Origin of the sequence: Mesorhizobium sp. SP-1A (assembly GCF_032460275.1) — a bacterium.
In the GTDB taxonomy this organism is placed as follows: Bacteria; Pseudomonadota; Alphaproteobacteria; order Rhizobiales; family Rhizobiaceae; genus Mesorhizobium.
Window position 1 is genome coordinate 171,544 of record NZ_JAVXZD010000007.1, and the last position, 23,297, is coordinate 194,840.

Below are 23,297 nucleotides of genomic sequence, written 5' to 3' on the forward strand. Positions count from 1 at the left end.
GCGCACGGGCCTCTTGGATGAAGGACGACACTAAACAGGCACCGCTTGGCGACGACTTTCTGGCATTGCTCCAGAGCAAGGCGTTTGACTATTTTCTCTATGAAGCCAATGAGGCGAACGGGCTCATCGCCGACCGGAGCAGGAAGGGTTCGCCCGCCAGCATCGCGGCGGTCGGTCTGGCGTTGACCGCTTATCCGATCGGCGTCGCGCGGGGGCTCATGACGCGCGAGCAAGCCGCCGCGAGGACGCTCGCCACCCTGCGTTTCTTTTGGAACAGCGCGCAGGGGACCGAACCCGAAGCCACGGGCTATAAGGGGTTCTACTACCATTTCATCGACATGAAGACCGGCCGACGCGTGTGGCAATGCGAACTGTCCACCATCGACACCGCGCTTCTGATCGCCGGCGTCCTGGCAGCCGGCGGTTACTTCCGTGAGGAAACGGAAGAGGAGAATGAAATCCGGACCCTGTCCGAAGCACTCTATGAGCGGGTGGACTGGGACTGGGCGCGCAACGGCGGCGCCACCGTCACACATGGCTGGACGCCCGAACACGGCTTCCTCGGCTACCGGTGGGAAGGCTATGACGAGGCCCTGATCCTCTATGTGCTCGCGCTCGGATCGCCGACGCATTGCATACCCCCCGAGAGCTATGCGGCCTGGTTGGCGTCCTACCGCTGGAAGAAGATCTACGGACAGGAATTCGTTTATGCCGGGCCGCTGTTCATCCACCAACTCTCGCATGTCTGGCTGGATTTCCGCGGCATCAGAGACGCCTTCATGCACGGGCATGACAGCGATTATTTCGAGAACAGCCGCCGGGCCACTTACGTCCAGCGCGACTATGCGATCCGCAATCCGCTGGAATTTGCCGGCTACGACGAGACGAGTTGGGGCGTAACAGCCAGCGATGGGCCGGGATGGATGACGCGCAGGATCGATGGCGTCGAAAGGCGGTTCTACGGCTATCGCGCGCGGGGCGTGCCGTTCGGGCCGGATGACGGTACACTGTCGCCTTGGGCGACGGCGGCATCGCTGCCTTTCGCCCCGGAAATCGTTTTGCCGGCGCTACGACACTTCCGCGACATCGATCTTCACCTCGACCATTCTTATGGTTTCAAGGCGAGTTTCAATCCGACGCTTGCTTCGGGCAGAGACCATCCCGCCGGCTGGGTTTCGCCAGACCATCTCGGCTTGAACCAGGGTCCGATCGTGCTGATGATCGAGAACTATCGATCCGATTTCCTCTGGAATTTGATGCGCAACTGCCAGCACGTCGTCCGCGGCTTGCGGCGGGCGGGCTTTTCCCAGGGATGGCTCTGATATCAGCATGCGGTCGCGCGCTATCGCCCGAAGCGGCGCCTTTGGCACTGCCGCCTCCGTAGCCAGCCATCGCCTTGTGACGGCGAGGTGGCTATACCAGCAGTGCCCGCCCGAGTTCAGTCGAGCGGGCTCCGTCTACGCCAGAGATTATTTGCAGGACGCCAACTCCTTCATGGCCTTCTCGGCGTTCGCCTTGCTGGTGTACATCTTTTTCCCTTCGTCCATCATTTTCGTGCCGTCAGGCTTTTTGTCGACTACTTCGCATTTCTTTGTAGTCGCATCTTTTGCCACCCAATATTCGGTCGCTGCAAAAGCAGGCACGCTAAAGACGGCCATTATCGAAGTTGCAATCAGGACTTTGCGGAACATGATCTCCTCCCGCATAACAGGTTTCGCCCCTACGTCCAGATTAACTAGTCCCGGGATGGGGAGTTGCAATAGACCGACTGATGTGGCGCCGGATTTTCCGACGGCGACAACGCTGCGTGCGCTTTCCTCGGAGCTTGCGGGAGGTGCTGGTTTACCCTGTTTGCCACTCTGCCGCGGAATGCCTCCGGCCGGGTGGACGGCGGCATCGAGATGGTGGTTACGCGGAAAAAGCAGGCCGAGCACCGCTAACAGTTGTTGGCGAACGAGATCGCGCATCCGGTAAGAACCTGCTGGCGGTCAGCACAATGGCTGGAAATCTTATCCAGTCACGCCGGCCGTCCCGGTATCTATCTGTCGCGAACGGCTTCGTGTCGTCATCCTGTCCGCAATAAACAAGCCAAAAAGCCAAGAGGCTATACCGACAACAATGCCAGCAATGCCGTCCACCGCGTAATGCCATCCCAAGTAAACCGAACCAATATAGATAAATGTCGCGAAGATCGCGAGTGCCCAACCTAGTGGCCGATTTCGGGAGAATCCGAACAAGGTGAACAGCGTTGCCGAAGCACAATGCATCGATGGGAAGGCCGAAAGTCTTGCACCTACCCCGTTGCTCTGGGTGACGAAGATATCCCAAAGCTGATCCTGGACGGCAACAGCCATCAGATCGTAGCCCTGAAGGGTCTCCATCAACTTTGAGAACCTTGGATCGCCCAGCAGGCGCTCATGGTAGCAAGGGCCAACTGAGGCAAAGGTAACGGCAATGAGGATCCCGCCAACCGCCCAACAGAAGGCGTACGCGAACAGATAGGCAACGCGGGATTGGTCATTGCTGGGCATGCCGGCTACCCAAAACCAAAGGCCGAACATCACAAAGAACCATAAATGATAGAACACATTGAATATTTTGGCCCACACGACCCCGGGAAAAGCATTATGGACAATTGTCCATGGGTCTCTTCCAAAGAACAGAGCCTTATCGATGTCCGCCAGCGTCGAATCCCATGAATATTCCGAGAAATCTTCAATATGAACCTTCAGCCCGCTATATGCCGACATGACGAGAAATAGATATATAAAAACGGGGACTCCCCGAAAAAGCATCTCTTTTGAAAATATAAATGCCAATGAGGCTTTCGCATAATTCAACGGCCTCTCTGGCTTGATCCAGATTAGCATGTGAAAGAACCACAAAACGGCAAGCACGAGAAAGAATGTGGGAATTAATAACCCCATCAGTGCGAAATATGACTTGAAGGAGTAATCGGCGTCTACGCCGATAGATTTTAGCGCGATTGATGAGATTGCTGCGAACGCAAGCGCGAATAGAAGGAGGAAAGAATTTTGAAGGGGAAAGAATCCGCCGATCGCCCTTCTAATGGAATTAGAAAACTCTAACATGATGATGCGCTAATCGATTCCGTCGAATATGATACTGACGATATATTGAACCAGTTAACGACGATTTTATCGCGGATAGAGTGCACCAAGAGCCTAAGCTGTTTTGTCCCGCTTGCGTCGGCTCGAAAACTGTCCGGTTATGTGATCCATCACGGCTCACAGCGTCGAGGTGACGAAAAGTCCGGACGTGGTTGCGCCAGATGCGCGCTTCTATCTGTTCACGCTGCAGCCGACCCTGTTCGGCGAAGTCTCGCTGGTGCGCGCCTGGGGCCGCATCGGCACCGCCGGACAGGCAAAGATCGAGTCCTACGCGACGGGCGACGACGCGCGCGCCGCGCTCGGGAAGCTGGAAGCGCGCAAGCGCCGCCGCGGCTATCGCGGGCCGTAGCCGCGGCCGGCGCAGTTGACAGCTGTCAACCGCCGCACAAGCCGAAGCGCGAAAACGCGCCGGGCAGGGCGGAACCGGGAGCCGCTTCCCGCGTCAGGGCGCCCGCCAGCCGTCGGTCAGCGTGTTCAGGAAGGCGACGATGTCGTCGATCTCCGCCTCGTCCAGCTTCGGGGCGTCGCCCGCCCTGCCGCCGAAGGGCGGGTCCATGTTGACGTTGTTCCGGTAGGAGGCCGGCAGGTCGTCATAGATATCGACGCCGCCGTCGGCGCGGCGCGAATACCAGCGGGCGGGGTCGCTGTCGCGGCTGGCGTAGAAGGCGACCGCCTGCTTCAGCGAATGGAACACGCCGTTGTGGAAGAAGGCCTTGCGGGTGGCCACGTTGCGCAGCGTCGGCGTGCGGAACAGGCCGCAATAATCGGCGCGGCCGGCGAAATCCGTCCGCAGCGGCCCGCACAGGCCGAGATCGTGATAGGCAGGGTCGGCATTGGCGGGGATGGCCGGGTTGCGCGGCACCGCCAGCGCGATCATGCCGTAGTCGGTGAACTGCGGCGGCGTCCCGTCCTTGCTCCGCGTGCTGACATGGCAGGACGCGCAATTGCCCTTAGCCGGGTCTTCGAACAGCGCGCGGCCGTGCTCCTCCTGCGGCGTCAGCTGCGCCTTGCCGGCCAGCCAGGCGTCGTATTTGCTGGAATAGGGATAGAAGGCCTGCCAGGACTGCTGGTAGACCTCCAGCGCCTTGAGCAGGGCCTCGAACACGGCGTCGCGGTCGGCGGGCAGGGGCCGGCCGTAAATGGCCGCCAGCTTCGGTCCATAGCCGGCTGCGAGCGCGCGCCGCACGACCTCGCCGGGGTCCGCATTTCCCATTTCGAAGGGCGAGAGCAGCGGGATGCGGGCCTGCGCGCCGCCGGTATCGGCGCGGCCGTCCCAAGTCAGGCCGCCGGTCGGGCCGTTGTCGACGCTCTCGTCGGCCTCATCCTCGGACTCGAAATAGTGCTCGGTGAACTGCGGCACCGCCTGGAGATATTCCAGCGACGGCACCGCGCGCAGGCCGGGTTCGCCCGCCGCGCGGCCGCCGGACTGCACGGCAAGCGCATTGGCGGGCGCGAAGGCGTGCGCGGGATCGTGGCAGGAGGCGCAGGCGGTTCTTCCCGACGCCGAAAGCCGCGGATCGGAAAACAGCGCCTCGCCGAGCGCGGACAGCATCTGCGCCCGCTGCCTCGCCTCGGCCCGCGACATCGGCTGCGCGAGCGCCGGCCTCGCCGCCGCCCACAGCAGCAGCGCGAGCATCGTTAGCCGCGCAACGATGCGGCCGCTCCGGCTTCCGGATCGGTTGCCGGTCTTGCCAAGTCGCGCCGGAGATGGTGTCATCTCGCCTTCGCAGTTGGGAGGCATCGCGATGCAGCGATCCTATGGGCCCGCCCGGTTTTCCTCAACTCTCGCCCGGTTTTCGCCCGCCTCGACATTGGGCGTCCTGACATTGTGCGCCGTTTCGGCGCCCGCCCTGGCGGCCGATCCCGGCGGCCCGCCGGCCGGCATCGACAAGATCGACACGGTCGTCGTCATCTTCGCCGAGAACCGCGCCTTCGACAATCTCTACGGCAGCTTCCCCGGCGCCGACGGCATCGACAAGGCCGGCAAGGAGAGCTTGCAACAGCGCGACCGCGACGGCTCGGCGCTCAAGGAACTGCCGCCGGTGTGGGACGGGCTAACCGCCAAGGGCGTCACCCCGCCGGTGACGCAGGCGATGAGCGAGCACCTGCCGAACGGGCCGTTCACGGTCAACGACCCGAAGGGCTTCGACGTGGCGCTCACCACCGTCACGCACGACCCGTGGCACCGCTACTACCAGAACCAGATGCAGATAAACGGCGGCAGGAACGACATGTTCGTCGCCTGGGGCGATTCCGGCGCCATGCCGATGAGCAACTGGGACGCCTCCAGGACCGCCATGTGGGCGGTGGCGCGGAAATACGTGCTGGCCGACCATTTCTTCATGGGCGGCTTCGGCGGCTCGTTCTTCAACCACCAATGGCTGATCTGCGCCTGCGCGCCCTATTATCCGGACGCCGACAAGAGCCCGGCCAAGCCGTCGATCTCGGTGACGGACGAGAGCGGCACGGCGCTCAAGATCGCCGGCAACTCGCCGAAATCGGCGATGGAGGGCATTCCGAAATTCGTCTCCGACGGCAATCTGACGCCGGACTTCCACGCCGTGAACACCATGCAGCCGCCCTACCAGCCGAGCGGCAACGACCCGGCGCCGGGCGGCGACCCGCGCTATGCCGACCCGGCCAAGGCGACGACGCTGCCGCCGCAGACCGAGCCGACCATCGGCGACATGCTGAGCCTCAGGCATGTGAGCTGGGCCTGGTATTCGGGCGCCTGGCAATACACGCTCGACCACGGCAACCACGAGCCGGTCCCGAACTTCCAGTACCATCACCAGCCGTTCAACTATTACGCCAATTTCGCCCCCGGCACCGAGGCGCGGCGCGAGCACATCCGCGACGCCGGGCTCGGCGGCGCAAGCTTCCTCCAGGCGATCGACGACGGCGCGCTGCCGCAGGTCGCCTTCTACAAGCCGCAGGGCAATCTCAACGAGCATTCCGGTTACGCCGACATCGAGGCCGGCGACCGCCACATCGCCGACGTGGTCGCCCATCTGGAGAAGAGCCCGCAATGGCCGCACATGCTGGTCGTGGTCACCTATGACGAGAACGGCGGCATCTGGGACCACGTCGCGCCGCCAAAGGGCGACCGCTGGGGGCCGGGCACGCGCATCCCCGCGATCGTGGTGTCGCCCTTCGCCCGGCGCGGCACCGTCGACCACACGCCCTACGACACGACCTCGATCCTGCGCTTCATCACCGAGCGCTTCGAACTGCCAGAGTTGCACGGCATCGTGGTGCGCGACAGGGCCGTGGCCGCGCATGGCGAGCCGCCGCTCGGCGACCTGACCGGCGCGCTTGACTTGGACTAGGCAAGGCCGCCGAAAGTGGAACCGGATTCGGGATCGGGACATGCGCAATACGGCAAGGCCTCGCGCGAACACGGCGGATCGCGACGGGGAGGGGCCGGGATGACCGTCTGGAACGGCGACCATAGGGATGACGACCATGGATGTTGACAAAATTATCGCTCTCGTCACCGCTGCCGGCATCGAGCTGACCGACCGCCGGCGCAACGCGGCCGCAGACGGCTGGTCGCTCGACTTCGCCAACGGCGCTTCGGTGGAAGTGGGGGACGACGGGTCCGCGCGCGTCGGCGGCAAGGGCGCCAGGACGGTGGCCGACCTGCTCGGCCTGCCGGCCGGACCGGGGAGCGGCTGATCGCGCGGGATTCGTTTCGGCAGCTCGAAGGGAAGGGGACGGGCGCGACCCGCCGCCGCGCCACGGAGCGGTCTTGCCTGCCAAGCTCGATCGGAACGCCCGGTTAAATGTCCTGCCTGCCGGATAGCCATGCGTCCTGCCAAGCGTCCGACAATGCCGTGGGCCGGCGCGGACATTGTCCAATCGCACGCGGGAGTTCGTTGCAACGGCCGGAAGGGAAGGAGGCGCGCACCTTGCGCATGTTCGGCGCCAGCGTCTTCGGAAGACGGCCCCACCGGCGACGTGCCCCCGAAATGCCTCGCGGGAGGCGAGGTGCGGGCATTGCCTGGCCCACGCGGGACGGCGGCGGAAGGAGAGGGGCGCGACCCGCCGCCGCGCCACGGAGCCGGTCTTGCCTGCCGATCTCGATCGGAACGCCACGGTAAAAGCCTTCCGCAGGCTAGCCATGCGTCCTGCCGAGCGTCCGACAATGCTGTGGGCCGGCGCGGACATTGTCCAATCGCACGCGGGAGTTCGTTGCAACGGCCGGAAGGGAGGGAGGCGCGCACCTTGCGCCTGTTCGGCGCCAGCATCTTCGAGAGACCGCCCACCGGCGACGCGCCCGCGAAATGCCTCGCGGGAGGCGAGGCGCGGGCATTGCCTGGCCCACGCGGGACGGGCGGTAGGAGGGGAGGGGCGCGACCCGCCGCCACGCCACGGAGCCGGTCTTGCCTGCCGACCTCGATCGGAACGCCACGGTAAAAGCCTTCCGCAGGATCGCCAAGCGTCCGACCACGCGCGGGACCGGCGGGCATTGCCTGCCCCGCGCGGGATTTCGTTTCGGCGGCGGGAAGGGGAGGGGGCCTTGCTCCTACAGCCCCGACGCCTTGGTCAGGTTGGTGCGGAAGCGGTCGCGCCGGCGCTGGTATTTGCGGGTCATCTCGGCCGAGGCATGGCCGAGCTGCTTCTGGACGTAGCGTTCCTCGATCTCGGCCGAGGAGGCGAGGCCGGAGCGCAGCGAGTGCCCGGCAAACAGCAGCGCGCGTTCGCCGTCCGGCAGGTCGGCGCGGATGCCGGCGGCGAGCGCGGTCTGCTTGACCAGGCGGGCGACGTGCCTGTCCGACAGCCGCTCGGCGCCGACCCTGCCGTTTTTCAGGATGCGTCGAAACAGCGGGCCGCGCGCGATGCGGCCGAGCCGCATCCACGTCTCCAGCGCCACGACCGGGCAGGACTGGTCGCTGGAGCCGCGGCCGATCTCGACCTCGCGCCAACCGGTCTTTCCCCGGAGCGTGACCAGCACGCCCGGCGCGAAGATCTCGATCCAGCCGCTGCCGCCGTCGGCACGGTCGTCGCGCGCGACGTCGAGGCCGACGATTTCGGAACGGCGCAGGCCGCCGGCGAAGCCGAGCAGCAGGATGGCGCGGTCGCGCAGGCCGCGCAGATCGTGGCCGAGCGTGGCGGTCATGGCCAGAACGTCGGCGCCGAGCAGCGCCTCCTTCTGCCTGGGCGGCCGGGCGTGCTTGCGGCGGATGCCGGCCAGCACGGTGGCGATGTGGCGGTCGGCGCGGTCGAGGGCAAAGCCGCGCCGGACAAAATTCCAGGCCAGGCCCGACAGCCGCCGCTCGATGGTGGCGACGGACAGGGCAGGGCGCCGCGCGTCGCCGGCGGCGCAGGCGCTGATGTAGAGCCCGATGGTGCCGGCGTCCGGCGGCAGCGGCTCGAAGCCGGTGCGGCGGCACCAGGACGAATAATGGGCCCAGTCCTTGGCGTAGGCGGCGCGGGTGTTTTGCGCGGTGGCGTTGCTGGCGTAGTCCCTGGCCGTCTCGACCAGCGCTTCGACATGTGCCGGCGGCCGTGCCGGCCGGCCCATGTCCAGCACGATGTCGACGATGTCGGGCAGGTCGTCGCCGTCGCCGGCGGCGGCGGGAAGCTGGTTTTGCGCTCTGTTCTGCGACGAATCGGCCATTTCGGCAGGCTGGCACGTCATGTCCGATAAGGCAACATTATCGGTCATTATTTTAAATCGACAGGCTGTGCGGATAAAGGTAGGAATACTCGCATAAATCGCACATCGCGTTTATACTGCTCGCGATGAATCGGCAGCCGCCACCCGCCCCACAAGTCTCTTTCCCGGTTCCCCGCGTGCCGGTGTGGGCGACGCCGCGCGCCCGTATCGAGGACTCGGCCGAGGCCGCGTTCATGGCCGGCAGCGCCTTGAATGCGCTGGACAATCCAGGCGGACCCCGAGTGGAGCGGTGCCTGGCGGCATCGGCTGGCGCTGAAGGCCGCAAGCGCCTGCATGACGCTGATCGGCCGCGGCGAGGACGAATCGGCATTGCGCGACGCCTGGTTGCTGCGCCAACCCGGCGACGACCCAGGTCCTGCCGGCAATGTGCTCGCCGCCTGGCGCCGGCTCGCCGGCCGCTCGCTGCCGCCCGGCAACGAGGAGGTGCAGACGGTCGCCGGTTTGCTCGGCGTCGGCAGGTCGGACGGTTTTGCCGCATTGCTCGACGTCACACGCGACGAGGTGCGCAGGGGCGCGCCCGCCCCCGCGGTCGCCGCGCGCGCCGCGGCTGCCGTCATGCGGGAAGACCCGAAAGCCGAACTCCTGGCCTGGTGGCTGGCTGACTGCGCGCTGTCCTGGCACATGGGCTGGCGCCACGCCGTGCCGATCCTTGGCGCCCAGATCCACGCGCCGCTGCTGCGGTTTGGACCGGACGGCCGGCGCGCGCGGCCGGGCGGCGAGGCGTTCGGGCAAGCCGTATTCATCGCCGCGGCGCTTGGCGCGGCCGAGGCCTGCCGGTTGGCGGCGGACATGGCGGCGCAGGTCGAACGGCTTCGGGCGGTCACACCAAAACTACGCTCCAAGGGAGCAGGGGACGTCATTACCCTGTTGCTGTCCGACGACGCCGTGTCGGGGGCGTTGACCACCAAAGCCCTGTCGCGCTGGGCCAGCCGGCGCCTGTTCGATCGGTTGGCGGAACTCGGCGCCGCGCGCGAATTGTCCGGCCGCCCAACCTTCCGCCTCTACGGGCTGTGACGACGATGGCGGAGGCAGGGCGCAGGCGAGGGGGGCGATCAGACGACCGTCGAGCAACTGACCAGCTGTTTGATCGGGAGCTGGATCACCTGCCGCCGGAGGTGCGCTGGCGCGAATGGATGAACCGCGTCGAGGCGACCATCTTCGCGGCCAGCGAGCCGGTGACGCGCGAGACGTTGGCGCGCATCGTCGGCAAGAGCTGCAGCATCGACCTGTTGATCGACGACATCCGCGAGGAGCTGCGCGGGCGGCCTTACGACCTGGTCGCGGTCGCCGGCGGCTGGAAGCACCTGACCCGTCCGGCCTATGCCGACGCCATCCGCGCGGCCATCGGCGGCGGTGAGCGTGCCGTCGACATTTCGCAGTCCGAGGTGTTCGTGTTGAATGCAATAGCCTATTTCCAGCCGATCACCCGCGCGGAACTGTCCTCCTTCTTCGGCAAAGAGATCAGCCGCGACCTGATCGGCAATCTGCGCTCCTTCGGATTCATCGCATCCGGCCCGCGCGCGCCGCAGCCGGGCGCGCCCTACACTTATGTCACTACGCAGGCATTCCTGCTGGAGTTCGGACTCGGCACTCTGCGCGATCTGCCTGACTTCGAGGCGCTTGAAGACGCGGGCCTGCTCAGCAAGGAAAAGCTGCTGGCTGGAGATATCATGCTGGAGTTCTCCGGAGGCGAAGCACAGGGCCTCGGAGGCGAAATCGAGGACTAGGCCGTCGGCAAAAGTCATAGGATCACTGAAACGGATGGAAAATTGACCGGCTGGGTCCGGGGCCCAAATGGCTAAGCAGCCGCTTTTGAAGTGGTTCTCTCGAAGGGGACTATGTTTCGTAAAAGTTCGCCGCGCCGTGCCGCGGCGAGAGGAATCGTCCGATCCGGCTGCCTGACCTGTAGTTGGCGCCGTCGCGAAAAACGACTGCCGGATCAGGGCGTAATATGCTCACCTCGCTGTCGAATACACGTGAGCCATACCCAGCGTGGTTCGGCCAGCATCTCCCAAAGCAACCGCCTGACGACCTGTCAGGGTCGATGGCAGCCGTCAAACTCGATCGACGCTGACGCCTCGATTGGAGCGCTGAAATGCGAAACGAGATGACAATCATCGGTGCAGGGTTGGGCAGCCTTGTGCTGGCGCGCGTCCTGCGTGTGAACGGCATCCCCACGACGGTCGATGAAACCGAAGCGGTGGCCGACGCGAGGACGCAAGGGAGGGCTGCGCCGCGACGCCGCGCTGATTTTGCTCCCGTGTGTGGACCTCAATTTCGAACTGCGCAGCCGGCCCTACGACCTGGTCAAAGGTCTCCGGTGGGTAGCAGGAACTGACCCGATCGGTTTTTGCGAAGCCAAGCTAGGCTTTGGTCAATGATTGCCCGATTAGACAGCAATCTTGCTCCTCCCCGGTGCATGAAGGTTGCGTGTTGATTTCCGCCGAGAACTGACCCGGGTCAGCTCTCAGCGGAAATCAACAGTCCGTCGTCTGGTCGCCCGTTTCGGATACGTAGAGGCGGCTTTCGTCCGGCGAAAACGCCAGACCGTTGGGACCGTCGAAATCGCCTGCGGCGATCGCGATGTCCCCCGTTTCCGGATCGAAACGATAGAGCGCGGGCGGCTGCTCGGAAACCTGCCGGCCGCCTTCGTAATCGTTCTGGATGCCGTAGAGCGGATCGGTGAACCAGACGGAACCATCGGACTTCACGACGACGTCGTTCGGCGCGTTGAGGCGCTTTCCGGCATGCCGGTCGACCAGCCGCGTCAGTGATCCGTCGAGTTCGGTGCGAAACAGGCAGCGCTCCCGATGCGAGCAGGAAATCAGCCGCCCCTGCCTGTCGCGCGCCTGCCCGTTGGCGTATCCCGACGGCGAGCGATAGACCGATACGCCGCCTTCCTCGATCCAGCGCATGGTTCGGTCGCGCGGCAGGTCCTGGAACAGCAGGCAGTCCGCGTCGCCCATCCACACCAGCCCCTCGATCCAGCGAAAGCCAGCGGCGAGCTCCTCGAGCGGGGCGTTCTCGAGGATGTAATGGGCAAACCGCCGGTCGACGATGTCGAAGCCTTCCATCGCTATCTGAACCCGCACGGCCGGGACGGCGCGGACGCGTCCTCCAGTTGAATGACCATCAACGCCGCGGGTTCGCCACCGACCGTCCCGGAGCGGTGGCCGCGCCTGCCGTCGACCTCGCGGCAATTATGGTCGCCGCCGAAGGCGAGTTCGCCCGGACCCATTTCCGCCCGCGCGCCGTCCATCGATTCCACGAACCAGCGCCCCGACAGCGGCACGATCCATTGCGGCTTCGGATTCTCGTGCCAGGCACCGACCCAGCCGACAGGCAGCACGGTGATGAGCGTCGTCATCCGTCCGCTCCTGCGCCAGCCCTGCCATTGGGGATCGGCCGGCGGGCTGATCGATCGCAGTTCGAATTCGGTCAGCGCGCATCGCGTCTGGCGGCTGATCCCGTCCGCATCGGTCCACAGATGCCAGTAGGGGACTGTCGGCGCCGTGGTCATTGCAGAACTCCTTGAACGGTTTGGTAGGGGTGCGAAGACGCAAGCGGGTGGCGCAGAAAGCGCTCGAATCCGGATGCGTTGGTCCCGAAAGCCAGCAGGAGAAAGCCGCCGGCCACAGCGAGGTTCTTGAGGAAGTCCCAGAACACCTCCCGGCCGTCGCTCTTGCCTTTGAGCCTGAAGTCCGGGCGGCGCCAGAATTGCTTCCACAGCAGCGCGGTGACGAGGCAGTAGCCGGCGAGCACCACCGCCGCCAGACGGTCGGCGACCCCTGTCAGGATCGCCAGCGACATGAAGACCTCGATACAGAATCCGCCCGCGATCAATGTTCCGGCTAGCGTTCGGCTCGATGCCGCTTGCGAGGCTTGTGCGACGGCTCCCTTGAAGTTCAGCACCTTGTCGAGCGCGCTGAACGGCAGGAACAGCGCGATCAACAGACAGCGCACGGCGAATGTGACCAGGACAGCGGGCATCAGGTTCGTTCTTCGGGCGGCGGCCCAAATTCGCGCAAGACGATCCTGCGCGCGGCCGGCGTTTGTCGCCCTGCCTTCATACGTTGCAGCGGGCGATTGGTTCACAACCCGCGATCACATTGATGTGCCCGCGCGTTACCGCATTGTAATGGGCAGGCCCGGAGCGTTTGGGCTTCGCACGCGTTTCGATGATGCCGTCGGTCGCGGCGATTTCAAGGTGCAATCATTCCTTCCGAACGAGTTTCCCATGTCCGATCACAAGCCTCTTGCGCGGCAGAAAGCCATCGTAACGGGGGCCAATTCCGGCATCGGCGAGGCTGTCGCGATCGCTCTCGGCCATGCGGGCGCCGACGTGGTCGTGAACTTTGTCGAGAACGAGGACGCAGCCGAGGCGGTCGCGAACCGGATTCGCCAGTCGGGCAGCAAGGCGATCGCCCACAAGGCCGACGTATCGATGGAGGACCAGGTCGGCGCGATGTTCGATCGTGCCGTGCGCGAGTTCGGCACGATCGACATCCTCGTCGCCAACGCCGGGCTTCAGCGCGATTCCGCCTTCGCGGAGATGCCGCTGGAGCAGTGGAACAAGGTACTCGGCGTCAACCTGACCGGCCAGTTCCTGTGCGCGCAGGCCGCCACGCGCGAGTTCCTGCGGCGCGGCGTGGTGCCGTCCGTCTCGTGTGCGGCCGGCAAGATCATCTGCATGAGTTCGGTGCACCAGGAGATACCGTGGGCCGGGCACGCGAACTACGCGACGTCGAAAGGCGGCATCAAGCTCTTGATGGAAAGCATGGCGCAGGAGCTTGCGCCGAAGCGCATTCGCGTCAACGGCATCGCGCCGGGCGCGATACGCACGCCCATCAACACCACCGCCTGGAACACGCCCGAAGCGCTGAAGAGCCTGCTGACGCTTATCCCTTACGGACGCATCGGCCTGCCCGAAGACATAGCCCGGGCGGCGGTGTGGCTGGCGTCGGACGAGTCCGACTACGTCGTCGGCACGACCCTCTTCGTCGACGGCGGCATGACGCTCTTTCCCGGCTTCTCGACCAACGGCTGACGGGATGGACAGGCACTACGACGTCATTGTCATAGGCAGCGGCCCCGGCGGCGCATCGCTGGCGCATCGTCTCGCCCCCACGGGCAAGCGCATCCTGCTCATCGAGCGCGGGGGCTACCTGCCGCGCTCGCGCGCCAACTGGGACTCGCAAACGGTGTTCGTGGACGGCGCCTATCAAGCGAAGGAAACCTGGTACGGCAGGAACAGCGAGAGTTTCCATCCGGGCCTGCATTACTATGTCGGCGGCAATTCCAAGGTCTATGGCGGCGCGCTCTTTCGCATGCGCGAGCGCGATTTCGGCGAAGTCCGCCACAAAGCCGGCGTCTCCCCGGCATGGCCGCTCGGATACGCGGCTTTCGAGCCTTACTACGCGGAGGCGGAGCGGCTGTTCCATGTCCACGGCCAGCGCGGCGAGGACCCGAACGAGCCGCCGGCGAGCGGTCCTTTTCCTCATCCGCCGGTGTCGCACGAGCCGCGCATCCAGGAACTTCACGACAGCCTCGCCGCGGACGGGCTCCATCCCTTCCACCTGCCGCTCGGAATCCTGCTCGACGAGAAGGACGGCAGGGCCACGCCGGCCAGCACCTGCATCCGCTGCGACGCCTACGACGGCTTTCCCTGCCTGTTGAACGGCAAGGCCGACGCGCAGGTGATCTGCGTCGATCCGGCGCTCAGAGCCCATCCCAACCTGTCGCTGCTGACCGGGGCCTACGTGACAAGGCTCGAAACGGACGGCTCGGGCAGGACAGTGACGGACGTGATCGTGCGGCGCGGCGGCGAGGAAGAGCGCTATCGCGGCGGCGTCGTGGTGGCGGCCTGCGGCGCGCTCTCGACCGCGCTGCTTCTGCTGCGCTCGGCCAGCGACCGGCATTCGGACGGGCTCGCCAACGGCTCCGGCCAGGTCGGCCGCAACTACATGCGCCACGACCAGTCCGTGCTGATGGCGCTGATGCGCGAGCCGAACGACACGGTCTTCCAGAAGACGCTCGCCGTCTCCGACTTCTACTTCGGATCGGACGACTGGGATTTTCCCCTCGGCCTGATCCAGATGTGCGCCACCTCGCACGGCGCGCAGATCAGGGGCGAGGTCTTGCCCCGATGGCTGAAATGGCTGCCGAAGGCGCCTTTCGCGGCGATGGCCCGCCGCTCGATGGATTTCTGGCTTTCGAGCGAGGACCTGCCCCACCCGGAAAACCGCATCCGCTACGACGGAAGCCGCGTCGTGCTGGAGATCGCCCGGAGCGATCTCGAAGCCCACCATCGTCTGAAAAGGAAGCTCAAGCAGATATTGAGCCGGGCCGGCTTCCGTCCCCTGCTGCTGGAACGACGCCTCTATTTCGGGCTCGACATTCCGATCGGCGGCACCGCGCACCAAGCCGGGACCGCTCGCTTCGGGACGGACCCTTCAACCTCGGTTCTCGACCTCGATTGCAGGGCCCATGAACTCGACAACCTTTATGTCGCGGATGCGAGCTTCTTTCCCTCCATCGCGGCGGTCAATCCCACGCTGACCATTATCGCCAACGCGCTGCGCGTGGCGGACAGGATCAAGGAGCGGTTGACATGACAGCGAGATTTTCGTGTGACCTGAACGGACCTGCGACGGAACTGCCGCATTTCTGGGAACATACGGTGGGCAGCGGCCATGCCACGCTCGCCCTGCGCGCTGACTGGCAGGCGCAATTGAAGCAGGCGCACGACGAACTCGGCATGCGCCATGTCCGCTTCCACGGCATATTGTGCGACGACGTCGGCACGCTGATCGGCGAAGGCGACGCGTTGTTCTATTCGTTCTTCAACGCCGACCTGATCTTCGATTTCCTGCGCTCCATCGGCATGCGGCCGTTCGTGGAACTGAGCTTCATGCCGGGCGTGCTGGCGTCGGGCGACAAGACCGTCTTCCACTACCGCGCCAACGTCACGCCGCCGAAGGACTACGCGCAATGGGCGGTGCTGATCCGCAAGCTGGTCAGCCACTGGGTGGAGCGCTACGGGCTGGACGAGGTCCGCCAATGGTTCTTCGAGGTCTGGAACGAGCCGAACCTGACGGCTTTCGGCAGCGGCAGACAAGAGGACTATTTCGAGCTTTACCGCTACACCGCCGAAGCCATCAAGGGCGTGGACAAGCAATTGCGCGTCGGCGGCCCGGCGACGGCCGACAACGCCTGGGTCGAGGATTTCCTGAACTTTTGCCGCGCAGCAAACCTGCCCGCCGATTTCGTCAGCACGCACCACTATCCGACCGACGATTTCGGCCAGCCGGGCGACGACACAGAAGCGCAGCTCGCGGCCAGCAAGCGGAGCGCCTTGCGCGGCGAGGCGCGCCAGGTCCGCGAGCAGGCCGGCGACGTGCCGCTCTACTATACCGAGTGGTGCACTTCGTCGAACCCGCGCGATCCCATGCACGACGAACCCTACGCCGCCGCCTTCATCGTCAAGACGGTGCTGGAGGCGAACGGACTTGTGCAGGGATACAGCTACTGGACCTTCTCGGATATTTTCGAGGAGAACTATTTTCCTTCGGTGCCTTTCCAGGGCGGGTTCGGGCTCATGAACATCCACGGCGTCGCCAAGCCCGCTTACCGCGCCTTCCAGTTGTTGCATGAACTGGGCACCGAACTGCTCCCGGTCGTAGGAAGCCATGAAACCGTGGACGCCTGGCTCGTACGCGGCGACCGGGACGTTACGCTCATGCTGACGAACTTCGCGTTGCCGCGTCATCCGATAGAAACTGAGCAGGTGTCTTTTACGCTCAAGTCCGAGTCGCCACTGGCGACTGCCTCCGTTCAACGGATCGATATCGATCACGCCAACGCAAAGCGTCACTGGGAAGAGAGGGGCAAGCCCGACTATCTGAACGCCGTGGCGGTTGACGAACTCAAGGCCGTGTCGGAACTCCGCAACGAGCCGCTGGCGGTCAGGAACGAGGCGGGACAGTCGAGCCTCGAGGTCACGCTGCCGCCGCTGTCGGTCGCCGCCGTCCGTCTGGCACACGCCTGATCCTGCTAATCGTACCGCTTCACGATGCTGATCTCGCCGCTAAGCTGCAGCTTCATGATCTTCACTTCCCCCATTCCGGCATTGCCGTCCTGGCGTAGGGCCTCCCGCAGGCCGGATTCCGAAATCATCGCGCGCTTGCGCGCCTCATGGACGATGCGGCCATTCTTGACCAGGACGATCGTGCTGCCTTCGACGAACTTGGCCCCAGGTTGGTGACCTAGGTCATCGTCGATGAGTTGCTCGCGGCGCTGCTGAGATTGGACACTCTGTTCGGCGGCCATGTCAGATACAGCGTGATGAACTCAAGGTTGACTGGTCTCTGATAACCTCAATTCATGGGCGACCACGCAGCCAGAGTATCCTGCGGGCCATCGAATCGTTGGGCAGCGCACTTAGGATTTCGGTAGTGGCGGAGGGCATCGAAACAACCGATGAGAATGCCTATCTAATCAACCAGACCCTCATCAAGATCGGGAAGGGATACCTGTTCCACAAGCCGCAACTCCTGCGTGCGCTGACAGAGAATACCCTCTCCCATCCGGAAGCCTTCCAACTTGCCGATCTCCAAGTTCGCGGCGCTAGCGACATGTTGAGCGAGCCAGAACCGGCACTTCTGGCCGGAGCGCGCAAACGATCCGCTAGAGCATCGAAAAAACCGCCCGTCGCGATCAGCCGCTCAGTCGCGTAGGCGTGGTGTCGGGTTTTGACGCGCGGTTGCGAAATTGCGCTGGAATTCTCGCTCTGGTCAGGCGGTCACGCCGACCTGCCGATGCCGTCTATAGTCGTCAATTTCATGACGCCTCTCGCCAGAATGAGGTGGAACCCAGCAGCAAGACGACTTCCGTCCGGTTCTGAACCCGCAGCTTGCGCATGATGTGCTGCAGGTGCATCTTCACCGTATTGCCGGACATATCGAGGCTTTCGGCAATCACCTTGTTCGAGTGGCCGCGTTGCAGTTCGGCCACTACATTGGCCTCGCGCCGTGTAAAGCCGGCACAGCGGTCATGCCGCGCCGCGCCATTCATTTGCACCTGGCCTTGATCCATGCGTGTGGCGCGCTCCATCGGCTCGGTCGCGGGCCCGTTTCCCGAGCCATATTGCAACTTTGCCAGTGGATGGGGACAAAACACGCCGCCGGCCAGAACCAATCTGACCCCGGCAAGCGCCACCTCGACAGGGAGCGAATTGGTGAAGTAACCGCGAATGCCCACCTCCAGCGCCCGCGACTCTGCCAGCACATCGTCCGTATTGGACAGAAGCGCGACCGCGGCCTTGGGAAAGTGCCTTTCGATCACTACCAGATCCCGGCGCAGGCTGGGGCTGTCAATGTCTCTGTCCGCCCTGTCCAGGGCGATCAGACAGACCTCACGGCCAAGCGCGCTTTCGAGATGTTCGGCCGAAGCCAAGTCGAGGAAGTCCCAGCCGGGCAGCTCATGTGTCAGGAACCGGACGATGCAGGTGCGCAACAGCGTCTGCCCGGCGACAACGACGATGGTCGGCGGATTGTGCAGCTTGCGCTTTCTGAGTTCAAAATCGTCGGACATCGCTCACTTCGGTCTCTTCTCGGCTTTAGGAATTTCAGACGCCCGATGCCGGCATCGTATCGCGATCTGGTTGCAATGTCATGGCAAATCGAGGGATGTTGCAATCTTCTGTTGTGAGACCGGCAGAGGCGAACCACCGGCAAGCCGCGTGCAACACCCATGACGGAAGTCCAGTAGGGTTTGGCCCCAGTGGCAGCCAAGAGTTCTATCCCGCAGCAAAAATCATGCTCAGCGCAGCGGCAATCGTAAATGCTCTCATTTTGCGCACAACGCGCAAGTTGTATTCAAAAAGCATGCCGCCAAGGCCAGCTTTGTCGACCCGCCAAAGCCAACTATCGCCTATTACATTCGTATTTCGTCACAACCTTTCCGGGTCTGTTGCACCCCTCGAGCGCCAATTTAGCGCTCGTGGACCAAAGGGTATCCATAATTTGACTGCCGCGATGGCAACGAATCCGAGATAGGATTCCTTGGTCTTGTCATATCGGGTCGCGACGCGCCGCCAGTTCTTGAGCTTGTTGAAGAGACGCTCGATCCGGTTTCGCCATTTATACTTGGCTTTGTCGTGTGGGATCGGATCGCGCCTGTTCTCTTTGCGGGGATGACGGTCTCGACATTGGCGCTGGCGATTTTCTCGCGAATGGCATCAGCGTCATACCCCTTGTCGGCGAGGAATGCGTCGATCTTGTCCTTGATCATCCGGAAGAGGAGCGTGAAGCTCTGCGTATCGTGGGTTTGGCCAGGCGTCAAAAACGAAGCCGAGCGGTCGATCTTTCACATCGCAGCGGGCATGGAGTTTTGTGGTGAAGCCGCCACGCGATCGGCCAAGCGCCTCGGTCTCCTGAGTCCCCTTTTTTATGCCGACCGCACAATGTGCCCGGACAACGGTGCTATCGATCATGCTCGACCAGTTCGGCCAGGATTTCGAGCATTGCTTCAAATACGCCGGCCTCTACCCAGCGCCGATAACGGCGGAAGACGCTTTTCCATTTGCCGAATTCGTCCGGCAGATGCCGCCATTGCGCCCCCGGGCGCGCCATCCACATCATGCCCTCGAAATAGCGCCGGCCGTCCTGAGCAGGACGACAGCCTCGGCCACGCTCAGCCGGCAAAAGCGGGCCGATCAGCGCCCATTCGTCATCAGTCAGAGCTATCCGTTCGCCGAAAGCTGCCTCCAAAATGGAAGCCTTGAATCAAAACCGGGTTCCCCGGTCAACCTTTGTCCACGAGCGCTAATTCTCGCGCATTTCAAAATATCTTCCTGATTACCTCGTATTATCAGAAATAAAAATTGCTCCGCGCCTTGTTCGCAACTTAATTTAAGCGCATATAAGTGGCTCGTTGATTTGGCCGATTTGGCTTTTGCGGTGTCAGAGACCCGCCATTCACCACCGAATTCTCGATAGCGGCTCCATTGCGCCAACTTGGCGCGTGTGCCGCTCCGTTCGAACCCTGGAATGAACGCCGGCGCTGACCACGGATGTACTGGCAGCATCGGCATCGTTCCGGTTCGAATGGGAATGATGCAGGAGGCGCCTCCGCGTGCTCCCGCGGAAATCGCAACCATGGCCAGCCGTACCACACAGACCGTCGTTCATTTCTCCGCGCCGTTCCGGCTGCCGGACTTCGATACGCTGCAGCCGGCCGGAGACTATCGCGTCGACCATGACGAGGAAGCGATCGATGGCGCCTTCTGGCTTGCTTGGCGACGTGTCGGGGCTTTCATCCACTTGCCCGGTATCGGGATGCGCGGACCAACGCAGCAGATGGTGCCGATCAATCCGGCGGACCTCGACGCCGCACTCGAAAAGGACAGACAACAATGACTTACACAAACGCCCGGCAATCCCGCAGCCATTCGTTCCGGGCCGCCTCCGCAACCCATCTTTTTGCGGTGGGCCAAGCCGTCCGCCTGCGCGGCAATTTCGGCACATTCCCGAAGACCTCGGAAGTCTACCGCATCACCAGCACGCTTCCGCCAAGGGGAGATTCGCCGCAGTACCGAATCCGCAACGATGACGAACGCCATGAGCGAGTGGCGACACAAGACAGCCTGGAACCGATCCGACCCTCGCGACCCGGCGAAGGCGCAACCCTCATCGAAAGGACGTTCGGCCATGGCCAAGGGACAGAAACGCAGCAATCGCGAGATCAGGAAGCCGAAGCAGGAAAAGGCGCTACCCAAGCCTGAAGGCGCTTTCGGCAACCCGATCAAGCTCGCCACAAGCAGCAACGCTTCGCGCGGCAAGGGCTGATGACCGCGATCGGCGAGACCGGTGGGCAGGAACGATGAAGATCGTGATCGAATTCTACAGGACCCGCGACGCGGACGATGCCCATGCCGTCATTGGTCGTGAAACCGTGGAACTCGACGATCTCGACGGCGCCATCGCAGCCGCGCGGCTGTTGGCGCGGACCCTCGACATGCCACAGCGTCCCGACTCCATGACGATCACCGACGCGAACGGCAGAATACACTACTGCGGCATCATCGGCTCGGAAGCGGTGGACGAAGGAAGGCAATGACCATGAATATGCAGCACCTCAAGGAGACTGAACGGAAGCGAATTGCAGCCGCGATCAGCGTCTGGGAAAACGAAGGCGGCGCGCCCGGTCAGGATTCCATGCACCGTCAATATGGCCGCCGTATCGAAGCCGACCGTTCCTGGACGATCTATCACGTCTTTACCGGCATTCCGGCGCGCTTCGGCGGCGATGCCATGACCGGCCTGAGCCGTCTGGATGCAACCAGCGGCATGTTGCGTCTCAACCTGCGCAACGCCGAGCGCCGCAGGGAACGCATTGAACTCTCGCCCTTCAGAACAATCCCGAAACCGGCGGAGCGCAGGTCATGACGCTGGCCTTCCCCAACCCAAGCCGCAGCTTCGACGAAGCGCGCAACGCCGTGCGCTTCATGGGCCACGACGGCATGTTCCAGATCCGCTTCTTTATCGAAGCGGGTGCGCTGACGAAGTCGGATGCTGCCAGACGCGAGGCGGGGACGCTGGAAGCCAAATGCCTGTCGGCTTTCGACGCGTTGCGTACAACCATCTACGATGTCGCGCGAAAAGCCTATTCCCACGGCCACCGCGATTCCTACACGCTGACCGCCGCGGATTTCCGCTAGGCGATTTTCCATGCTGATCCGCTATGGCTACGAGATCACGCTGACCTGCTAGGAGCCGACCGCGCTGGAACGGGTATAGGCGATGTGCGATTTCGTCCATAACCAGATCCACGGTTTCCATCCGAAAAAGAACGTCACGAGCGTCGGCTCCGGCGGGAGCAAATCGCGCAAACCTGGCGTCAGCATTTGGTGAACAGCACTGCTACGCTCAACGGCCGACATCGAGGCGCCTTGCCGTCCTTCGTGCGCCAAACAAAATACAGGATTGGATTGAGGGCGCCTCAAGGTCGCGTTCGATTAGCAAGGATTGTAGCAAGGATTGTCGCGAGCCGCCCTTGAATAAACTTGAGACGGTCGTTCGGCGCGGTAATGATGCGCTCGCCGCTCCGCTTCTTTGGAAATTTGTTATTGCGCTGCGGAGAGTCCTTCGTTCCTGTCGACGGGTTTTGAGCGCATGCGGAAAACCGTTTCACGCTCGGCCCGCTTGGACCGCATCGGGGGCGGACCCCGATCCATAAGTCCATGTCCTCCAGCACCATGTCGCCCATGCGCTGAAAGCGACGTCCAGCGCCCCGGCCCGGTGGGCGGAGCGTATGAAGCCAGGCAGTTTGCGCACTGTATGATCCCTTGCCAGCGGCTCTTGCGGGAACACGTCGCTGGCTCTAAGGATGTGCCCGCTTTTCACAACCGCCATCAATGCGTCGAAATCGACCACGTTGGCCCGCGACAGCAGGATCAAGGCCACGCCCTCGCGCATCCTGGCAAACGCTTCCGCGTCAAGGAAACCCTGGTTGTCCGAGGTCGGCGCTTTGAGGTGATCAACGGTGCGATGGGGCGTCGGCGCTGGAGCGCTGACGATCGGGCACAGATCCTTGAGGAGTCGCTTGCGCCTGGCGCGGTGGTTTCGGCGGTGGCCCGTCGACATGGGCTGACACCGCAGCAGTTGTTCACCTGGCGGCGTGAGGCGCGGAAGCGGGCAGAGCCCGAGACGCTATCCTTTGTTCCCGCAGTGGTCGCGCCAGAGCCGCTGGTTGCCAAGGAGCCGAAGAGGCCCCGTCCGGGTCGAAGCGGCATGCGCCGTAGCGCACGGTAGGGATCGAACTGGAGGCAGGCGGCGTCACGGTGAAGATCTGCAACGGCGCGTCGCCGGAAACGATCGCCGCAGTGATTGGCGCCTTGAGGGGCGCATCGTGATCGGTCCGACCGGGAACGGTCCGGGTCATGGTGGCGACGAAGCCGGTAGACTTCCGCAAGGGTGCGGAAGGTCTGGCGGCACAGGTGCGCGAGACGATGGGCACCGATCCGTTCTCGGGCGCGGTTTACGTGTTCCGGGCCAAGCGCGGCCAACTACCGGCATTCTGCATACGGTTTTCGATTTGCGACCGTTGTCCCAGCGGCTCGACACGCCTTTGGCGCTCGCTGCCTTGCGCTCCGCTCTGACAAGCAGGAAACCGCCATCAGGTTGCATTCGACACACCGACCGTGGGTGCCAATACGCGTCCGAGACGTTGCCGAGGTTCATCGAAGAGGTCTACAATTCGAAACGGCTGCATTCAGCCCTTGGCTATCGAACACCAAAGGAATTTGAAATCCAACTCGCCCGGAAGGCGGCTTAGTTCGATGGTCCTCGCGGTCCAGCCGGAGGGGTTCATATGTGGACGCCTCCTTGGCAAGACGACAATTGACACTATCCTCAGATCGGTCGGTGCAGTCATATGTTCGGCCTTTCGATGCGGTATGTTAAGCCGCTGGCCCTGATGAATCT

29 protein-coding genes and 1 pseudogene are annotated in these 23,297 nt (G+C 63.5%); 17 read left to right on the forward strand and 13 right to left on the reverse strand.

Annotated features, from left to right (window positions below; all coding sequences use genetic code 11):
• Positions 1-17 precede the first annotated feature (17 nt).
• The gene (locus QU595_RS25530) at positions 18-1,322 is read left to right on the forward strand and encodes a glucoamylase family protein (protein WP_315927255.1); all 1,305 of its coding nucleotides are present in this window, start codon (positions 18-20) and stop codon (positions 1,320-1,322) included.
• A 147-nt stretch (positions 1,323-1,469) separates the two neighbouring features.
• Here the strand turns inward: QU595_RS25530 and QU595_RS25535 are convergent, their stop codons facing one another.
• Complete coding sequence (locus tag QU595_RS25535; protein WP_315927257.1) at positions 1,470-1,967, reverse strand: hypothetical protein; 498 nt, start codon at positions 1,965-1,967, stop codon at positions 1,470-1,472.
• 42 nt (positions 1,968-2,009) lie between these two features.
• Positions 2,010-3,092 carry a phosphatase PAP2 family protein gene (locus tag QU595_RS25540; protein WP_315927260.1) on the reverse strand — a complete coding sequence of 361 codons (1,083 nt, stop codon included), beginning with the start codon at positions 3,090-3,092 and terminating at the stop codon, positions 2,010-2,012.
• A 187-nt stretch (positions 3,093-3,279) separates the two neighbouring features.
• Here QU595_RS25540 and QU595_RS25545 point away from each other — a divergent pair, with 187 nt between their 5' ends.
• A complete protein-coding gene (locus QU595_RS25545) occupies positions 3,280-3,480 on the forward strand; it encodes a WGR domain-containing protein (protein ID WP_315927262.1) in 201 nt (66 codons plus the stop codon).
• A gap of 93 nt (positions 3,481-3,573) precedes the next feature.
• On the opposite strand, the gene QU595_RS25550 is transcribed toward QU595_RS25545, so the two are convergent.
• Positions 3,574-4,848 (reverse strand): cytochrome-c peroxidase, encoded by a 1,275-nt coding sequence (locus tag QU595_RS25550; RefSeq protein WP_410000565.1) that lies wholly within the window; start codon positions 4,846-4,848, stop codon positions 3,574-3,576.
• Positions 4,849-4,876: 28 nt separating this feature from the next.
• Between QU595_RS25550 and QU595_RS25555 the strand changes: the two genes are divergently transcribed.
• Together QU595_RS25555 and QU595_RS25560 are read left to right on the forward strand one after the other, a co-directional pair.
• Positions 4,877-6,460, forward strand: a complete 1,584-nt coding sequence (locus tag QU595_RS25555) for an acid phosphatase (RefSeq protein WP_315927263.1) — start codon at positions 4,877-4,879, stop codon at positions 6,458-6,460.
• Positions 6,461-6,596: 136 nt separating this feature from the next.
• Positions 6,597-6,809, forward strand: a complete 213-nt coding sequence (locus QU595_RS25560; protein ID WP_315927265.1) for a hypothetical protein — start codon at positions 6,597-6,599, stop codon at positions 6,807-6,809.
• 850 nt (positions 6,810-7,659) lie between these two features.
• On the opposite strand, the gene QU595_RS25565 is transcribed toward QU595_RS25560, so the two are convergent.
• Positions 7,660-8,754 (reverse strand): tyrosine-type recombinase/integrase, encoded by a 1,095-nt coding sequence (locus tag QU595_RS25565; protein WP_315927267.1) that lies wholly within the window; start codon positions 8,752-8,754, stop codon positions 7,660-7,662.
• Between the two features lie 252 nt (positions 8,755-9,006).
• Between QU595_RS25565 and QU595_RS25570 the strand changes: the two genes are divergently transcribed.
• Together QU595_RS25570 and QU595_RS25575 are read left to right on the forward strand one after the other, a co-directional pair.
• On the forward strand, positions 9,007-9,828 hold the full coding sequence (locus QU595_RS25570; protein ID WP_315927269.1) for a DUF1403 family protein: 822 nt from the start codon (positions 9,007-9,009) through the stop codon (positions 9,826-9,828).
• Positions 9,829-9,833: 5 nt separating this feature from the next.
• On the forward strand, positions 9,834-10,541 hold the full coding sequence (locus tag QU595_RS25575) for an SMC-Scp complex subunit ScpB (RefSeq protein ID WP_315927271.1): 708 nt from the start codon (positions 9,834-9,836) through the stop codon (positions 10,539-10,541).
• Between the two features lie 750 nt (positions 10,542-11,291).
• Here the strand turns inward: QU595_RS25575 and QU595_RS25580 are convergent.
• From QU595_RS25580 to QU595_RS25595, 4 genes are all read right to left on the reverse strand, one after another.
• Positions 11,292-11,888: an SMP-30/gluconolactonase/LRE family protein gene (locus QU595_RS25580; RefSeq protein WP_315927273.1), complete on the reverse strand. Its 597-nt coding sequence runs from the start codon at positions 11,886-11,888 to the stop codon at positions 11,292-11,294.
• Between the two features lie 2 nt (positions 11,889-11,890).
• A complete protein-coding gene (locus QU595_RS25585; protein ID WP_315927275.1) occupies positions 11,891-12,334 on the reverse strand; it encodes a cupin domain-containing protein in 444 nt (147 codons plus the stop codon).
• Positions 12,331-12,804, reverse strand: coding sequence for a DoxX family membrane protein (locus QU595_RS25590; RefSeq protein ID WP_315927277.1), 474 nt, complete (start codon positions 12,802-12,804; stop codon positions 12,331-12,333). The genes QU595_RS25585 and QU595_RS25590 overlap by 4 nt, the downstream gene beginning before the upstream one ends.
• Before the next feature lie 76 nt (positions 12,805-12,880).
• Entirely contained in the window at positions 12,881-13,027 is a 147-nt protein-coding gene (locus QU595_RS25595) for a hypothetical protein (RefSeq protein ID WP_315927279.1), read from the reverse strand.
• Between the two features lie 24 nt (positions 13,028-13,051).
• On the opposite strand from QU595_RS25595, the gene QU595_RS25600 reads away from it, so the two are divergent.
• Genes QU595_RS25600 through QU595_RS25610 form a run of 3 tightly spaced genes read left to right on the forward strand, consistent with a single transcriptional unit; the run spans position 13,052 to position 16,861 of the window.
• Entirely contained in the window at positions 13,052-13,861 is an 810-nt protein-coding gene (locus QU595_RS25600; RefSeq protein ID WP_315927282.1) for an SDR family oxidoreductase, read from the forward strand.
• Positions 13,862-13,865: 4 nt separating this feature from the next.
• On the forward strand, positions 13,866-15,428 hold the full coding sequence (locus tag QU595_RS25605) for a GMC family oxidoreductase (protein ID WP_315927284.1): 1,563 nt from the start codon (positions 13,866-13,868) through the stop codon (positions 15,426-15,428).
• A complete protein-coding gene (locus tag QU595_RS25610) occupies positions 15,425-16,861 on the forward strand; it encodes a GH39 family glycosyl hydrolase (protein WP_315927286.1) in 1,437 nt (478 codons plus the stop codon). The genes QU595_RS25605 and QU595_RS25610 overlap by 4 nt, the downstream gene beginning before the upstream one ends.
• Before the next feature lie 5 nt (positions 16,862-16,866).
• Here QU595_RS25610 and QU595_RS25615 read toward each other — a convergent pair whose 3' ends face one another.
• Positions 16,867-17,142: a YetF domain-containing protein gene (locus QU595_RS25615; RefSeq protein WP_315927287.1), complete on the reverse strand. Its 276-nt coding sequence runs from the start codon at positions 17,140-17,142 to the stop codon at positions 16,867-16,869.
• 5 nt (positions 17,143-17,147) lie between these two features.
• On the opposite strand from QU595_RS25615, the gene QU595_RS25620 reads away from it, so the two are divergent.
• Positions 17,148-17,549, forward strand: coding sequence for an EAL domain-containing protein (locus QU595_RS25620; RefSeq protein ID WP_315927319.1), 402 nt, complete (start codon positions 17,148-17,150; stop codon positions 17,547-17,549).
• A gap of 103 nt (positions 17,550-17,652) precedes the next feature.
• Here QU595_RS25620 and QU595_RS25625 read toward each other — a convergent pair whose 3' ends face one another.
• The 3 genes from QU595_RS25625 to QU595_RS25640 all read right to left on the reverse strand — a co-directional run bounded on the left by QU595_RS25625 (position 17,653) and on the right by QU595_RS25640 (position 19,583).
• Positions 17,653-18,405, reverse strand: a complete 753-nt coding sequence (locus QU595_RS25625; RefSeq protein WP_315927289.1) for a response regulator transcription factor — start codon at positions 18,403-18,405, stop codon at positions 17,653-17,655.
• 399 nt (positions 18,406-18,804) lie between these two features.
• Entirely contained in the window at positions 18,805-19,104 is a 300-nt protein-coding gene (locus QU595_RS30240) for a hypothetical protein (RefSeq protein WP_410000570.1), read from the reverse strand.
• Positions 19,105-19,295: 191 nt separating this feature from the next.
• The gene (locus tag QU595_RS25640) at positions 19,296-19,583 is read right to left on the reverse strand and encodes a transposase (RefSeq protein WP_315927291.1); all 288 of its coding nucleotides are present in this window, start codon (positions 19,581-19,583) and stop codon (positions 19,296-19,298) included.
• Positions 19,584-19,970: 387 nt separating this feature from the next.
• Between QU595_RS25640 and QU595_RS25645 the strand changes: the two genes are divergently transcribed.
• The 5 genes from QU595_RS25645 (at position 19,971) to QU595_RS25665 (ending at position 21,532) form a co-directional block, all read left to right on the forward strand.
• Positions 19,971-20,231: a hypothetical protein gene (locus QU595_RS25645; RefSeq protein WP_315927293.1), complete on the forward strand. Its 261-nt coding sequence runs from the start codon at positions 19,971-19,973 to the stop codon at positions 20,229-20,231.
• Positions 20,228-20,596: a hypothetical protein gene (locus QU595_RS25650; RefSeq protein WP_315927295.1), complete on the forward strand. Its 369-nt coding sequence runs from the start codon at positions 20,228-20,230 to the stop codon at positions 20,594-20,596. The genes QU595_RS25645 and QU595_RS25650 overlap by 4 nt, the downstream gene beginning before the upstream one ends.
• 98 nt (positions 20,597-20,694) lie before the next feature.
• A complete protein-coding gene (locus QU595_RS25655; protein ID WP_315927297.1) occupies positions 20,695-20,931 on the forward strand; it encodes a hypothetical protein in 237 nt (78 codons plus the stop codon).
• A gap of 2 nt (positions 20,932-20,933) precedes the next feature.
• Positions 20,934-21,260: a hypothetical protein gene (locus QU595_RS25660; RefSeq protein WP_315927299.1), complete on the forward strand. Its 327-nt coding sequence runs from the start codon at positions 20,934-20,936 to the stop codon at positions 21,258-21,260.
• Positions 21,257-21,532: a DUF1488 domain-containing protein gene (locus QU595_RS25665; RefSeq protein WP_315927301.1), complete on the forward strand. Its 276-nt coding sequence runs from the start codon at positions 21,257-21,259 to the stop codon at positions 21,530-21,532. Before QU595_RS25660 ends, QU595_RS25665 begins: the two co-directional genes overlap by 4 nt.
• A 405-nt stretch (positions 21,533-21,937) precedes the next feature.
• Here QU595_RS25665 and QU595_RS25670 read toward each other — a convergent pair.
• Positions 21,938-22,334: pseudogene (locus QU595_RS25670) on the reverse strand (NAD(P)-dependent oxidoreductase); the annotation flags it as partial.
• 27 nt (positions 22,335-22,361) lie between these two features.
• On the opposite strand from QU595_RS25670, the gene tnpA reads away from it, so the two are divergent.
• Both tnpA and tnpB read left to right on the forward strand, forming a co-directional pair.
• Positions 22,362-22,625 carry an IS66-like element accessory protein TnpA gene (gene tnpA, locus QU595_RS25675; RefSeq protein WP_315927303.1) on the forward strand — a complete coding sequence of 88 codons (264 nt, stop codon included), beginning with the start codon at positions 22,362-22,364 and terminating at the stop codon, positions 22,623-22,625.
• 128 nt (positions 22,626-22,753) lie between these two features.
• Entirely contained in the window at positions 22,754-22,972 is a 219-nt protein-coding gene (gene tnpB / locus QU595_RS25680; RefSeq protein WP_315927305.1) for an IS66 family insertion sequence element accessory protein TnpB, read from the forward strand.
• Positions 22,973-23,297 lie beyond the last annotated feature (325 nt).

Bases quoted from the DNA above. Each gene is read 5' to 3' on its own strand.
- QU595_RS25530 (WP_315927255.1), top strand. From the start codon at position 18: ATGAAGGACGACACTAAACAGGCACCGCTTGGCGACGACTTTCTGGCA.
- QU595_RS25535 (WP_315927257.1), bottom strand. From the start codon at position 1,967: ATGCGCGATCTCGTTCGCCAACAACTGTTAGCGGTGCTCGGCCTGCTT.
- QU595_RS25540 (WP_315927260.1), bottom strand. From the start codon at position 3,092: ATGTTAGAGTTTTCTAATTCCATTAGAAGGGCGATCGGCGGATTCTTT.
- QU595_RS25550 (WP_410000565.1), bottom strand. From the start codon at position 4,848: ATGACACCATCTCCGGCGCGACTTGGCAAGACCGGCAACCGATCCGGA.
- QU595_RS25555 (WP_315927263.1), top strand. From the start codon at position 4,877: ATGCAGCGATCCTATGGGCCCGCCCGGTTTTCCTCAACTCTCGCCCGG.
- QU595_RS25560 (WP_315927265.1), top strand. From the start codon at position 6,597: ATGGATGTTGACAAAATTATCGCTCTCGTCACCGCTGCCGGCATCGAG.
- QU595_RS25565 (WP_315927267.1), bottom strand. From the start codon at position 8,754: ATGGCCGATTCGTCGCAGAACAGAGCGCAAAACCAGCTTCCCGCCGCC.
- QU595_RS25570 (WP_315927269.1), top strand. From the start codon at position 9,007: ATGCGCTGGACAATCCAGGCGGACCCCGAGTGGAGCGGTGCCTGGCGG.
- QU595_RS25575 (WP_315927271.1), top strand. From the start codon at position 9,834: ATGGCGGAGGCAGGGCGCAGGCGAGGGGGGCGATCAGACGACCGTCGA.
- QU595_RS25580 (WP_315927273.1), bottom strand. From the start codon at position 11,888: ATGGAAGGCTTCGACATCGTCGACCGGCGGTTTGCCCATTACATCCTC.
- QU595_RS25585 (WP_315927275.1), bottom strand. From the start codon at position 12,334: ATGACCACGGCGCCGACAGTCCCCTACTGGCATCTGTGGACCGATGCG.
- QU595_RS25590 (WP_315927277.1), bottom strand. From the start codon at position 12,804: ATGCCCGCTGTCCTGGTCACATTCGCCGTGCGCTGTCTGTTGATCGCG.
- QU595_RS25600 (WP_315927282.1), top strand. From the start codon at position 13,052: ATGTCCGATCACAAGCCTCTTGCGCGGCAGAAAGCCATCGTAACGGGG.
- QU595_RS25605 (WP_315927284.1), top strand. From the start codon at position 13,866: ATGGACAGGCACTACGACGTCATTGTCATAGGCAGCGGCCCCGGCGGC.
- QU595_RS25610 (WP_315927286.1), top strand. From the start codon at position 15,425: ATGACAGCGAGATTTTCGTGTGACCTGAACGGACCTGCGACGGAACTG.
- QU595_RS25615 (WP_315927287.1), bottom strand. From the start codon at position 17,142: ATGGCCGCCGAACAGAGTGTCCAATCTCAGCAGCGCCGCGAGCAACTC.
- QU595_RS25625 (WP_315927289.1), bottom strand. From the start codon at position 18,405: ATGTCCGACGATTTTGAACTCAGAAAGCGCAAGCTGCACAATCCGCCG.
- QU595_RS30240 (WP_410000570.1), bottom strand. From the start codon at position 19,104: ATGATCAAGGACAAGATCGACGCATTCCTCGCCGACAAGGGGTATGAC.
- QU595_RS25645 (WP_315927293.1), top strand. From the start codon at position 19,971: ATGGCCAGCCGTACCACACAGACCGTCGTTCATTTCTCCGCGCCGTTC.
- QU595_RS25650 (WP_315927295.1), top strand. From the start codon at position 20,228: ATGACTTACACAAACGCCCGGCAATCCCGCAGCCATTCGTTCCGGGCC.
- QU595_RS25655 (WP_315927297.1), top strand. From the start codon at position 20,695: ATGAAGATCGTGATCGAATTCTACAGGACCCGCGACGCGGACGATGCC.
- QU595_RS25660 (WP_315927299.1), top strand. From the start codon at position 20,934: ATGAATATGCAGCACCTCAAGGAGACTGAACGGAAGCGAATTGCAGCC.
- QU595_RS25665 (WP_315927301.1), top strand. From the start codon at position 21,257: ATGACGCTGGCCTTCCCCAACCCAAGCCGCAGCTTCGACGAAGCGCGC.
- tnpA (WP_315927303.1), top strand. From the start codon at position 22,362: ATGGGGCGTCGGCGCTGGAGCGCTGACGATCGGGCACAGATCCTTGAG.
- tnpB (WP_315927305.1), top strand. From the start codon at position 22,754: ATGGTGGCGACGAAGCCGGTAGACTTCCGCAAGGGTGCGGAAGGTCTG.